12 protein-coding genes are annotated in these 12861 nt (G+C 64.0%); 9 read left to right on the top strand and 3 right to left on the bottom strand.

From position 1 onward, the window contains the following. The 8 genes from IVB32_RS33635 to IVB32_RS33600 all read left to right on the top strand — a co-directional run. Window positions 1-461, top strand: a 461-nt coding sequence (locus tag IVB32_RS33635) for an FCSD flavin-binding domain-containing protein (protein ID WP_247412808.1), incomplete at its 5' end; no start/stop codon positions are given. Beyond that, window positions 454-906 carry a sulfur oxidation c-type cytochrome SoxX gene (gene soxX / locus IVB32_RS33630; protein WP_247367075.1) on the top strand — a complete coding sequence of 151 codons (453 nt, stop codon included), beginning with the start codon at window positions 454-456 and terminating at the stop codon, window positions 904-906. The genes IVB32_RS33635 and soxX, both read left to right, overlap by 8 nt. An 8-nt stretch (window positions 907-914) precedes the next feature. Continuing rightward, window positions 915-1382 (top strand): SoxY-related AACIE arm protein, encoded by a 468-nt coding sequence (locus IVB32_RS33625; protein WP_026233314.1) that lies wholly within the window; start codon window positions 915-917, stop codon window positions 1380-1382. After that, window positions 1382-1699 carry a thiosulfate oxidation carrier complex protein SoxZ gene (gene soxZ, locus IVB32_RS33620; protein ID WP_018457158.1) on the top strand — a complete coding sequence of 106 codons (318 nt, stop codon included), beginning with the start codon at window positions 1382-1384 and terminating at the stop codon, window positions 1697-1699. Before IVB32_RS33625 ends, soxZ begins: the two co-directional genes overlap by 1 nt. After that, entirely contained in the window at window positions 1696-2475 is a 780-nt protein-coding gene (gene soxA / locus IVB32_RS33615) for a sulfur oxidation c-type cytochrome SoxA (protein ID WP_247412807.1), read from the top strand. Before soxZ ends, soxA begins: the two co-directional genes overlap by 4 nt. A gap of 78 nt (window positions 2476-2553) precedes the next feature. Continuing rightward, window positions 2554-3876, top strand: a complete 1323-nt coding sequence (locus tag IVB32_RS33610) for an extracellular solute-binding protein (protein WP_247296350.1) — start codon at window positions 2554-2556, stop codon at window positions 3874-3876. Beyond that, window positions 3873-4811, top strand: coding sequence for a sugar ABC transporter permease (locus IVB32_RS33605; protein ID WP_247367088.1), 939 nt, complete (start codon window positions 3873-3875; stop codon window positions 4809-4811). The genes IVB32_RS33610 and IVB32_RS33605 overlap by 4 nt, the downstream gene beginning before the upstream one ends. Beyond that, the gene (locus IVB32_RS33600) at window positions 4808-5632 is read left to right on the top strand and encodes a carbohydrate ABC transporter permease (protein WP_247367089.1); all 825 of its coding nucleotides are present in this window, start codon (window positions 4808-4810) and stop codon (window positions 5630-5632) included. Before IVB32_RS33605 ends, IVB32_RS33600 begins: the two co-directional genes overlap by 4 nt. On the opposite strand, the gene IVB32_RS33595 is transcribed toward IVB32_RS33600, so the two are convergent. From IVB32_RS33595 to IVB32_RS33585, 3 genes are all read right to left on the bottom strand, one after another. Continuing rightward, a complete protein-coding gene (locus IVB32_RS33595) occupies window positions 5633-7288 on the bottom strand; it encodes a regulator (RefSeq protein WP_247367090.1) in 1656 nt (551 codons plus the stop codon). Between the two features lie 10 nt (window positions 7289-7298). Next, on the bottom strand, window positions 7299-8000 hold the full coding sequence (locus tag IVB32_RS33590) for an isochorismatase family cysteine hydrolase (RefSeq protein ID WP_018457164.1): 702 nt from the start codon (window positions 7998-8000) through the stop codon (window positions 7299-7301). A 205-nt stretch (window positions 8001-8205) separates the two neighbouring features. Then, a complete protein-coding gene (locus IVB32_RS33585; protein WP_247367091.1) occupies window positions 8206-9174 on the bottom strand; it encodes a hypothetical protein in 969 nt (322 codons plus the stop codon). 176 nt (window positions 9175-9350) lie between these two features. Between IVB32_RS33585 and IVB32_RS33580 the strand changes: the two genes are divergently transcribed. Continuing rightward, a complete protein-coding gene (locus tag IVB32_RS33580; protein ID WP_247363501.1) occupies window positions 9351-12827 on the top strand; it encodes an indolepyruvate ferredoxin oxidoreductase family protein in 3477 nt (1158 codons plus the stop codon). Window positions 12828-12861 lie beyond the last annotated feature (34 nt).

The raw sequence follows: 12861 nt of genomic DNA, 5'->3' as shown, positions 1-12861 counted from the left end.
CCCCTGACGTCGCCAACGTCATCCCGCCGCAGCGAGCGGGACGCATCGCCGAGGTCGCGGGCGCTGCGGATGCCACCGGCTGGTGCCCGATCGATCCCGTCACCTTCGAATCGAAACTCGTCCAGAACATCCACGTCATCGGCGATGCCTGCCTGGGCGGGGGCATTCCCAAATCGGCATCCGCGGCAAGCGCACAGGGCAAGGCCTGCGCTTCCGTAATCGTGAACCTCCTTGCCGGCCGCGCACCAGAAACGCCGCGATTAACAGGCGTCTGCTACAACATTGTCGCACCCGGCTACGGCTTTTCACTCGCGGGCAATTACCAGCCCAGGGGCGACATCTTCGCCGAGGTCGAGGGCGGCACGTCCAGCCCGGTCGATGCGCCGCGCGAATTGCGCGCCCGCGAGGCGACCGAAGCCGAGCACTGGTTTCAAACCATCACGGCAGATACCTTTGGCTAGAGCATTGGTCCATATCGCAGCGCTGATCGCCGCCAGTGTCGCCTTCGCCTGCCACGCGGGAGCCGAGGAGCTCCTGCCCTACAACGTCGCCGGCGACGGCATCGCGGAATCGCTCACCGGCGCGCCCGGCGATGCCGCGCGCGGGCGCGCGCTGGTGCTCGCGCGCACGACGACCTGCATCCTGTGCCATTCCGGCCCCTTCCCGGAGACCCGGTTCCAGGGCGACCTCGCGCCTGACCTCTCGGGTGCGGGGAACCGCTGGACGGTGAGCCAGTTGCGGCTTCGACTGGTCGATGCGGCGCGCTTCAACCCGAAGACCATCATGCCGTCCTATTATCGCACCGATCACCTCGTGCGGGTCGGGCGAAACTTCGTCGGCAAACCGATCTTGTCCGCCGCCGAGATCGAGGACATCGTGGCTTTCCTTGCAACGCTTCGGGACTAGGACTGTTCATGCCGACCACGCGACGACAATTCCTGAACCTTGCTGGAAGCGTGACGGTCGCCGGGACGCTCCCGATCGTCACGCTGCGGCCGCTCGAGGCGACACCGGCGATGCTCACCGCCGCGATCCGCAACGTCGTCGGCGAAGCACCTGTACGCTCCGGCAAGGTGAAGCTCGACATTCCGCCGCTGGTCGAGAACGGCAACACGGTGCCGCTGACCGTGAGCGTCGCGAGCCCGATGACGGCGGACGACTACGTCAAGAGCATCCACGTCTTCAACGAGAAGAACCCGCAGCCGAACATCGGCAACTTCCATCTCGGCCCCTCCTCCGGCCGCGCCCAGATCTCGACCCGGATTCGGCTCGCGGATACCCAGAAGGTGGTGGCGATCGCGCGTCTTTCCGACGACACGTTCTGGCAGGTCACGACGGAAATCGTCGTGACGCTGGCCGCCTGCACCGAGGAGATGAACTGATGGCCGCGCTCATCAACGTTCCCGCGAAAGCCAGACGCGGCGAAATCGTCGAGATCCGCACGTTGACCTCGCACATCATGGAAACCGGCTTCCGCCATACGGCGGACGGCGCGCTGGTGCCGCGCGACATCATCACGAGCTTCACGTGCCGCTACAACGGTACCGAGATTTTTCGCGCCGATCTCTTCCCCGCGATCGCGGCCAATCCCTATCTGTCGTTCTTCACGGTCGCGAAGGAGAGCGGCAAGTTCGAGTTCGAATGGATCGGCGACAACGGCTATTTGTCCAGCGCATCGGCGTCAATCACGGTCGAATGAGTTTTTGGCGCGCGATATCGGCCGCGGCGTTCCTCGCCACGGCCCCTGCCCTGCTCGCCGGCGAGATTCCGCCGGACGCGCGCCGCTCCGGCTATTTGTTCATGGGGCCCGACACCCGCGCGATGCAGGATGACGACACCTCAAATCCCGGCATGCTGTTCGTGCTCGACGGCGAGGCGTTGTGGACGAAGAAGACCGGCAGCGCCGACAAGGCCTGTGCGGATTGCCATGGCGATGCACGCGGCAGCATGAAAGGCGTCGCGGCGCGCTATCCGGCCTTCGACAAGGCGCTGGCGCGGCCCGTCACGCTCGACCAGCGCATCAATCTGTGCCGCAGCAATCATCAGCAGGCGAGGCCGCTCCCCTACGAGAGCAGCGATTTGCTGGCCCTGTCCGCCTTCGTCGCGCACCAATCGCGCGGCACCGCGATCACCGCGGGCGACGATCCGCAACTGAAGCCATTCGTCGAACAGGGCCGCGCCCTCTTCATGCAGCGCGAAGGCCAGCTCAATCTTGCCTGCACCAATTGCCACGACGACAATTTCAACAAGCGGCTTGCCGGCGCGCCGGTCACGCAGGGACAGCCGACCGGCTATCCGCTTTATCGCCTAGAATGGCAGACGCTGGGATCGCTGGAGCGGCGGCTACGCAGTTGCATGACGGGTGTCCGCGCCCAGGCCTATGATTTCGGCGCGCCCGAGTTGGTCGCGCTCGAACTCTATCTGATGTCGCGAGCGCATGGCTTGCCGATGGAGACGCCGGCCGTGCGGCCCTGAATTCCGCAGATTAGGACTAGGCAGAAGCAGAACGGCCGCTAGTATCCGCCCAAATTGAGTCACAGGGAGGGACCTCAAGTGGTCAACCACAAAATCTCGCGTCGTACGCTCTTGACGGGCACTGCCGCAGCTGGCGCGCTCAGCCTGACGGGATTGCCGGCGCGTGCCGAGGTGAACTGGAAGAAATACGCGGGGACCAAGCTCGAGGTGATCCTCGCCAAGGGCCCCCGCGGCGACAACCTGCAAAAATACGTGAAGGAGTTCACCGAACTCACCGGCATCCAGGTCGAAGCGGAGCAGATTCCCGAGCAGCAGCAGCGCCAAAAGGTGGTGATCGAGTTCACCTCGGGACGGCCGAGCTTCGACGTCGTCCATCTCAGCTACCATGTGCAGAAGCGGCAATTCGAGAAGGCCGGCTGGCTCGCCGACTTGACGCCCTTCATGAAGGACCCGGCGCTCACCGCGCCCGATCTCGTCGAGGGCGACTTCTCGGCAGCCGGCCTGCAATACGCCAGGAACGACAAGGGCCAGATGCTGTCGCTGCCGTGGTCGGTCGATTATTTCATCCTCTACTACAACAAGGAGCTGTTCGAGAAGAAGGGCGTCACCGTTCCCAAGACCCTCGACGAGATGGCTGCGGCGGCCGAGAAGCTCACCGATACCAAGGAAGGCATCTACGGCTTTGTTGGGCGCGGCTTGCGCAACGCCAACATGGCGATGTGGAGCAACTTCTTCCTCAACTATGGCGGAGAATTCCTCGACGCCAAGGGCAACATCCTGACCGACGGTCCGGAAGCCATTGCGGCGACCAAGCTGTATCAGACGCTCCTGACGAAATCGGCACCCCCAGGCGTCGCCGGCTTCAACTGGATGGAGTCGATGGCCTCGTTCACCCAAGGCCGATCCGCGATGTGGATCGACGGCGTCGGCTGGGCGCCGCCGCTGGAAGATCCGGCCGCCTCGCGCGTCGTCGGCAAGGTCGGCTACACCGTCGTGCCCGCCGGCCCGAAGGGACAATATTCCTCGACCTATGGCGACGGCATCGGCGTTGCCGCTGCGAGCAAGAACAAGGAAGCCGCCTATCTGCTCTGCCAATGGGTGGTCTCGAAAACCCAGGGCGCGCGGCTGCTGCAGGCCGGCGGCGGCGTGCCGTTCCGCAACTCGATCCTTGGCGATCCCGAGGTCCAGAAGGGCGTCAAGACCAAGGAGTGGCTGCAATCGGTGATCGATTCCGGCAAGATCAGCAAGCTGGGCCTGCCCGTCGTGATTCCGGTCGCCGAATTCCGCGACATCGTCGGCGCCGCGGTCACCGCGACCCTGTCCGGCGCCGATCCTGCCGCCGAGCTGAAGAAGGCCAACGATCAGTACCGGCCGATCCTGGAGCGTAGCGAGAAGGCGTGAGTGCGTTGACACAATCGACTCCGGGCGCGGCACAGTCTGATGCCGCGCCGGAGAAGGAGTTGCGGCCGCCGTCCTACTGGCCGTTCGTGGTGCCGGCGCTGGTCGTCGTGATCGCGATCATCATCTTTCCGTGGGTCTTCACGATCTGGATGAGCCTGAACGAGTGGAAGGTCGGCTCGTCGACCACCTTCGTCGGATTGTCCAATTATCTGCGGCTGACGAGCGACCCCCGCTTCATCGAGGCCGTCGGGCATACACTGGTCTACACCATACTGTCCGTGCTGCTGCCGCTCGTGCTCGGCACGTTTGCGGCCGTCGTGTTTCACCAGAAATTCCCCGGCCGCGGCTTTCTGCGCGGCGTCTTCATCATGCCGATGATGGCGACGCCGGTGGCGATCGCGCTGGTCTGGACAATGATGTTCCACCCGCAGCTCGGCGTGCTGAACTATCTGCTGTCACTGGTCGGAATTCCTGCGCAGCTCTGGGTGTTTCATCCCGCGACCGTCATTCCCTCGCTGGTGCTGGTCGAGACCTGGCAATGGACGCCGCTGGTCATGCTGATCGTGCTCGGCGGCCTGGCCGCGATCCCGACCGAGCCTTATGAAAGTGCACAGATCGATGGCGCCAGCGTCTGGCAGGTGTTCCGCTTCATCACCCTGCCGCTGATCATGCCGTTCCTGTTCATCGCCGGTATGATCCGCATGATCGACGCCGTGAAGAGCTTCGACATCATTTTCGCGATCACGCAGGGCGGACCGGGATCGGCGTCGGAGACCATCAACATCTATCTCTACAGCGTCGCCTTCTCCTATTACGACCTCGGCTACGGCTCGGCGATTGCGGTCGTGTTCTTCCTGCTGATCGTTCTGCTTGCGGCGGTGATGCTCTACGCGCGCCAGCGCATGCTGTGGACCGAGATCGCGAGCGGCACATGACGCCAAGGCAAATCATCGGCAAGATCGGCCTGTGGTTCTCGGTGTTCGTCATCGTATCGCCGGCGATCCTGTTCTTTCTCTGGATGCTGTCGCTGTCGCTCAAATTCGAGATCGACAACGCCGCCTACCCGCCGGTGTTCTTTCCCGAGCATGTCGCCTGGAAGAACTATGCCGAAGTGCTCGCCTCCAACCGCTTCCTGACCTATTTCATCAACAGCCTGATCGTGACAGGGAGCGCGACGCTGCTTGCGTTGCTCGTCGGCGTTCCCGCCGGCTACGGGATTGCGCGGATGGCCGCGCACAAATCCGCGATCGTGATCCTGATCGCCCGCATCACGCCGGGCCTGTCCTATCTGATCCCGCTGTTTCTCATGTTCCAGTGGCTGGGACTGCTCGGCACGCTGGTGCCGCAGATCATCATCCACCTCGTGGTCACGGTGCCGATCGTGATCTGGATCATGATCGGCTATTTCGAAACGACGCCGATGGAGCTGGAAGAAGCAGCCCTCATCGACGGCGCCACGCGCTGGCAGGTCTTCCACCATGTCGCGCTGCCGATCGCCAAGCCCGGCATCGCGGTCGCCTTCATCCTGGCCGTGATCTTCTCCTGGAACAATTTTGTGTTCGGCATCGTGCTGGCTGGACGCGAGACCCGCACCCTTCCGGTCGCCGTCTACAACATGATCTCGTTCGACCAGTTGAGCTGGGGACCGCTCGCGGCCGCCGCGCTGATCGTCACGCTCCCGGTGCTGCTGCTCACGGTGTTCGCCCAGCGACAGATCGTCGCCGGGCTCACCGCTGGTGCCGTCAAGGGCGGGTAGCTACTCCGCCGGTGCCGCGTGCATGTCCGCGTGCGGCATGTAAGGCTCGCTCGCGCCGAGCCTGCTGGCCGCGAACAGACCGGCGGCCATCACGGCATAGGCGAACGCGACCGCGGGCGTGACGCCAAATCCGCCGCCGATGCCGACGGCTTCGCCGTGCATGAAGCCAAAGTAGGTCAGGACTGCACCAACCAGCGCGAATGCCGAGGCTTTCTCGAAGTCGCGCTCGATGATGAAGACGCCGATCGCACCCAGGATCAAGCCGCCGAGGATGGAGCCGCCGCCCATCACTTCTAACCCGTGATAGAACACGCCCTGCTGCGGCAACGCGGCGATCGCGGCAGCCTTGACCGCGTCGGCCTTGTCGGCGGCCATTCCGCCGACAGTCGCAGCCGCGTTCATGGTCGAGCCCAGCATGGTGTCGATCTGGAGCTTGGCCCAGGCGGCCAAATGCGGCGTCAGTGCCAGCACGATGGCGGGCGCGTGCTTGACCGGCGTGGTCTGGAACGCCTGCGCGCCAATGAGCATGCCGATATAGAGCAGGATCGGCGAGATCGCGACGACCGGCACCAGCGCCAGCAGCACCGAGATGATGCCGAACCAGGCCAGCACCACCACCATGATGCCGGTCGCGGCCGAGTAACCAATGCGGCCGCCCATGGCCTTCCAGCCGGGATGGCCGATATAGACGGCGTTGATGAAGGGATTGCCCATCAGGCAGCCAATCAGGCTGACGATTCCGTCGGCGGTGAGCACGCGCGTGGTCGGATATTCGTCGCCGGCGGCCTCCGCGCTCTCGACATTGTCCATGGCCTCGACGAGATCATAGATGCCGAACGGAATGGCGGTAACCAGAATGATTCCGAGGAATTCGAAACCGGAGAAAACGTAGCCTACCGCCGGGATCGGCACCGAGAAGCCGAAATTGGCAAAGGCATCACCGACGCCTTTGACGCTCAGTCCACCGAGACCGAGGCCGAACAGGTTCGAACCCCATGCGATGACCATGCCCACCGCGATCGCGACGAGACCGGCGGGAATGCCGCGCCAATATTTCACGCCACCGAACCAGCTCACCAGAATGATGGCGAAGCAGACTAGGCCAATCTGCGGAGTCATGTACATTTCGAGCGCCGGCCGCATCGAGATGAAGGTGACGGATACGCCGGCGAGCGTACCGAGCAGCGCCGCGCGCGGCGTGATCTTTCGAATGAAGGGCGCGATGAAACCGCCGATCATCAGGATAAAACTCTGGAAGAACACCCAGACCAGGCCCGCCGACCAGCCCTTGAGCGGATCGCCGGTCTTGATCGTGATCGGCAGCATGATCACGAAGGTGACGATGAACATGTGCGGCACGCTAACGCCCGAGGGCAGCGCACAGACGTCGTTGCGGCCAGTCTTCTGCGCCAGCCGATAGGCGAGGTATGCGTAGTAGAAGGTGGAGAGACACATCATCAACCCGAGCGCGGGCAGGATACGGCCGAACACAAGACTGTCAGGCATCTTCAACACGAAGCGCAACAGGCCCGTGAGCACAAGCATGTTGACGAGGATGTTGGTGCCGAAGCCGAAAAACGCGTTCCAGTCGCCCGGTGTCCATAGTGCCGGCTTGAACTCGGAGGTGCCGGCCGTCCCTGTCGTGCCTGTGCTCATCGTGATGCCCCTACGCTGATGTGGAAATCTTCATCGCCTCCAGTACTGCGGCTGAGCTTGCGACCCAGCCGAAGATGCCGCCCTGGGCCTTGATCATCTTCAAGCCCATCTCGTGAAATTCGGGGAAGTAGGATGCGCAGCCGTCCGAGATGACGATGCAGCGATAGCCGCGGTCATTGGCCTCGCGCACGGTGGTGTTGACGCACACCTCGGTGGTGACGCCGCACACCAGCAGATTCTCGATGCCGTATTTCTCCAGCACGTCGGTGAGCTCGGTGGCGTAGAACGCGCCCTTGCCGGGCTTGTCGATCACGATCTCGCTGTCGAGCGGATAGAGCTCCGGGATGATGTCGTGGCCCGCCTCGCCGCGAATGAGAATGCGGCCCATAGGACCGGGGTCCCCGATGCGAAGCGATGGCGCGCCGCGCTCGACTTTCGCCGGCGGCGCGTCGGAGAGATCGGGCAGATGGCCCTCGCGCGTGTGGATCACCAGCATGCCGGTCTCCCGCGCGGCCTTCAGCACCGCACCGATCGGCTTCACCGCGCGCGCGAGCTGGCTGACGTCGTTGCCGAGCGTCTCGCCGAAGCCGCCAGGCTCCATGAAGTCGCGCTGCATGTCGATGATGAGGAGCGCGGTAGCCGACCAGTCGAGCTTGACCGGCTCCGGTTCGGCGATGATGACACCCAATGTCGGCTTGGTTGAGTTCAACATGACTCAAGGCCCCCGCGAGAACTCTCGTTGCCCGGAGTTCTGCAAGCGCCGTGCCATTGTGTACAATGGCAATCGGGCGGACAGCGCGGGAAAATTTGCTGCGCCGTCAGAATGTTATGAGGAAAGCCGGGGTCTGCTTATTCGCTGTGCGGCGGCTTTTGCGACGTGCATTTGCCCAAAGGATGAGCGACAACGAAGCTCGCTTCTACCGGGCAGTATCTCCGTACAGCCGTCGATATTCTTCCTCATACGGCGCGTAAGAATCCTTCAGCGTCGCCATGTTCAGCAGCATGGTCGCCACCACCGAATTCGTCTTGTCGAACACGCGCGTCTTCACCCAGGCGCTCTCGGTGCGTCGGCTGCCGGAGAGCGCGACGACCTCGCGCTCGACTTCGTAGTCCTCGTCCACAAACAGCGGGCCCTTCACCAGCCTGATCTCCTGGTCGGCGAACAGGCCGACGGCCGGGCCCTTGGCCGGGAGAGGATCGTCCTTGGAGCGGTACTGGAACAGCACGCTCAGCATCTCCATCGGGATGATCGCCCTGCCCCACGGATTCGCAGAAGGATTGCCGGCGCCTGAATAATACGGCGAGGTCTCGGTGATGACGGCGAGCTTCTGCCGCAGCGAGAACGGATAGAGCTCGCCCATGATCTGGTCGAACGCCATCCGCACCGCCTGGCGCCGGCTCGTCTGCGCCACCTTCACGTCGCGCAGGATCACGGGATCAGTGAGCGGCTTGAGTTCGCCAAGACGCGCCTCCAGCGCGGTTGCGGCCTGCGGTTCTCCGACCAAGGCCGTGCCACGCAGCACCTCGGTGCCGTCACGTTTGACCATCTGGATCTGGCACTGGCTGGTGCCGGGCAGCGGCTTCGACAGGATCGCCTGCACCTCCTCGCCTTCGTAACAGACGCTGCGGTAATGCGCGGAGAGACAGCCGCTCTCGAACCAGACCTGTCCCCACAAACGCGCGCCGAGCGGAGCAAACTGGCTGAAATGGGTCGGGCCCTCGATGGTGCCGCCCTTGAAGCCGAGCTTCTGCGCGGTGGCGTCGTCGTGGATCGAGGCGTGCGCGTCGTAGGTTTGGGATTGCAGCATCTGACGCGGCTGACGCCACGGCCCGATCAGAGCGCCGTCGGTCTCCGTGATCTCGGTATCGAACACTTGTGCCGTCATGGTGTCCTCCGCAAGCAAGCCATGACTAGCAGGAGCGCCACGGATGCGGCCAGCGATATTGACTTCGCCTGTGCATGCCCTTGACTGTCACAATTCGCGTCGCGCAGCCGCTCCTCCCTCCCGCAGCGCAAACCCCAAGTCGAATAAGAGCCGACCAAGAGACGAGGACTTCCGAAATGACGCTGATGCAGGTCGAGCTGGACGACAAATACCGGCTCGAATCGAAGCGGATCTTCCTGTCCGGCACGCAGGCGCTGGTCCGGTTGCCCATGTTGCAGCGCGAACGCGATCGACTTCAGGGCCTCAACACCGGCGGCTTCATCTCGGGCTATCGCGGCTCCCCGCTCGGCATGTACGACCACGCGCTGTGGCGCGCGAAGTCATACCTCCAGCAGCACGACATTGCCTTCGTCCCCGGCCTTAATGAGGACCTAGCGGCGACCGCCGTCTGGGGCAGCCAGCAGGTCGGCCTGTTTCCCGGCGCCAAGGTCGATGGCGTGTTCGGCATCTGGTACGGCAAGGGGCCCGGCGTCGATCGCTCGGTTGACGCGCTCAAGCATGCGAATGCCGCCGGCACCTCGCTGAATGGCGGCGTACTCGCGCTTGCTGGCGACGACCATGGCTGCCAATCCTCGACACTGGCACACCAGAGCGAGCAGGTCTTCGCAGCGGCGCTGATCCCCGTGATCAACCCGGCGACGCTGCAGGATTATCTCGACCTCGGCCTTTACGGTTTTGCGCTGTCGCGCTTCTCCGGCTGCTGGGTCGGCTTCAAGGCGATCAGCGAAACCGTGGAGAGTTCGGCCTCGATCTACAGTGATCCCGAACGCATCCAGATTAAGCTCCCCGACGATTTCGAGATGCCGCCCGGCGGCCTCAACATCCGCTGGCCCGATCCGCCGCTGGACGCAGAGAGGCGCCTGTTCGGCCCGAAGATGGCGGCGGTGCAGGCCTTTGCGCGCGCCAACCAGCTCGACCGCATCGTGCTCGACTCCAGGCCGGCACGGCTCGGCATCGTCGCGACCGGTAAGGCTTATCTTGATCTGCGGCAGGCGCTGGCCGATCTGGGCATTTCCGACAAGGACGCGGAGGACCTTGGCCTGCGCATCTACAAGGTCGCGATGACCTGGCCGCTGGAAGAAAGCGGGGCCAAGCGCTTCGCCGAAGGGCTTCAGGACGTGCTGGTGGTCGAGGAGAAGCGCGGTTTCATCGAAGACCAGCTGATGCGCATCCTCTACAATATCGATGCGTCCAGGCGCCCAACCGTTACCGGGAAGCGCGACGAACGCGGCGCGCCGCTATTGCCGAGCGAGGGCGAGCTGACGCCGACCATCGTTGCATCCGCACTGGTGGCGCGGCTGCGCAAGCTCGGCCACCACAGCCCAGTGCTGGAGCAGCGCCTCGCCCGGCTCGAGGCCTTCGACACTCCTGTTCCGGCCTCCGGGCAAATCAAGCTCGCGCGCACGCCGTTCTTCTGCTCGGGTTGCCCGCACAACACCTCCACGCGCGTGCCCGAGGGAAGCCGAGCCATGGCCGGCATCGGTTGCCACGGCATGGCTCTGAGCATGCCGACGCGCCGCACCGATCTGATCTCGCATATGGGCGCCGAGGGCGTGAACTGGATAGGACAAGCGCCCTTCACGACCGAGCAGCACATTTTCCAGAATCTCGGCGACGGCACCTACACCCATTCCGGGCTGCTCGCCCTTCGCGCGGCATCGGCCGCCGGCATCAGCATCACCTACAAGATCCTCTACAACGACGCCGTCGCGATGACCGGCGGCCAGCCGGCCGAGGGCGGCTTCAACGTCGCCCAGATCGCGCATCAGGTCTGGGCCGAGGGCGTCAAACGGCTCGCGATCGTCTCGGACGATCCGACCAAATACCCTGACACCAACTACTTCCCGCAAGGCGCGACCGTCCATCATCGCCGCGAGCTCGACGCCGTGCAGCGCGAGCTGCGCGACATCCAGGGTCTTACGGTCGTGATCTACGACCAGACCTGCGCCGCGGAAAAGCGCCGCCGCCGCAAGCGCGGGCTCTATCCGGATCCCGCCAAGCGCGCTTTCATCAACGAGCTCGTCTGCGAAGGTTGCGGCGATTGCTCGCAAGCGTCGAACTGCGTCTCGGTGCAGCCGCTGGAGACCGAGTTCGGCCGCAAGCGCCAGATCGACCAGTCGAACTGCAACAAGGACTTCTCCTGCGTCGAGGGTTTTTGCCCGAGCTTCGTCACCGTGCACGGCGGCACGCTCAAGCGGATCAAGACCTCGGCGGTGGATTCAGGCCAGTTGTTTGCCGACCTGCCGCTGCCACCCGCGCGTGAGCTGGACGCATCCTACAACATCCTCGTCACCGGCATCGGCGGCACCGGCGTCATCACCATCGGCGCGCTGCTCGGCATGGCCGCCCATGTCGACGGCCGCGGCTGCTCGGCGCTGGACTTCACCGGCCTGTCGCAGAAGAACGGCGCGGTGATGAGCCATGTGCGCATCGCCGCGAAGCCGGAAGACATCTCCGCGGTCCGGATCACGACGGGCGGCGCCGACGTCATCCTCGGCTGCGACATGATCGTCTCGGCCGGTCCCTCCGCGCTCAGTCGCGCCGAGCGCGGAACGACGAAAGCGTATATCAACGCCGACCTGCAGCCGACCGCGAGCTTCGTGCAAAACCCCGACCTCGATTTCGAGATGGGGACGATGCAGACCGTGCTGCGCGACGCCGTCGGCGACAAGAACCTCGACATCATCGATGCCACCGGCATTGCCTCGGCACTGATGGGCGATTCGATCGCGACAAATCCCTTCATGCTCGGCTTCGCCTTCCAGAAGGGCGCAATCCCGCTGTCGCTGGAAGCGCTGCTTCGCGCCATCGAGATCAACGGCGCCGCGATCGAAATGAACAAGCTCGCCTTCACCTGGGGACGCCTCGCCGCCCACGACATGTCGCGGGTGCGGAGCGTGCTGCAATTCAGGAGCCGAACCTCCGCGCCGACAAAGTCGCTCGACGACATTATCGCAACGCGCGCGGAGTTTTTGACCGGCTATCAGGACAGGGCCTACGCCGATCGCTACCTCGCCGCCGTCGCCAAGGTGCGCAAGGCGGAAGCAGCAACCTCGCCTGCTAGCACGGAGCTGACCGAGGCTGTCGCGAAAAACCTGTTCAAGCTGATGTCCTATAAGGACGAATACGAAGTCGCGCGGCTTTACACCGATGGCAGCTTCTCCAAGAAAGTCTCGGAGAAATTCGACGGCGACTTCAAGCTGAAGTTCTATCTGGCCCCGCCGATCTTCGCGCAGCGCGACAAGACGACGGGACACCTCCAGAAGAAGGAATTCGGCGGCTGGATGATTCACGCCTTCCGCCTCCTCGCCGGGCTGAAGTTCCTGCGTGGCGGCGCGTTCGACCCGTTCGGCCGCACCGAGGAGCGCCGCACCGAGCGGAAGCTGGTCGCGGATTATTTCGACATGATCGATCAGCGCATCGCCGGGCTGAAAGCGGAGCAGATCCCGCTGCTGACGAGGCTCGCGCGGCTGCCGGAGACGATCCGCGGCTTCGGGCATGTCAAGGAAGCCAACATCAAACTGGCGGCGGCGGAGAAGGCGCGGCTGGAAGCAGAACTGGAGAACAGCCGCTTTGCTGCGGCTGCGGAGTAGCGGTAGACTGGCGCTACATTCTCGGTGTCATCGC

Origin of the sequence: Bradyrhizobium sp. 23, assembly GCF_023073295.1 — a bacterium.
Lineage (GTDB): Bacteria > Pseudomonadota > Alphaproteobacteria > Rhizobiales > Xanthobacteraceae > Bradyrhizobium > Bradyrhizobium canariense_D.
This window is presented reverse-complemented; position numbering and strand designations above follow the sequence as displayed.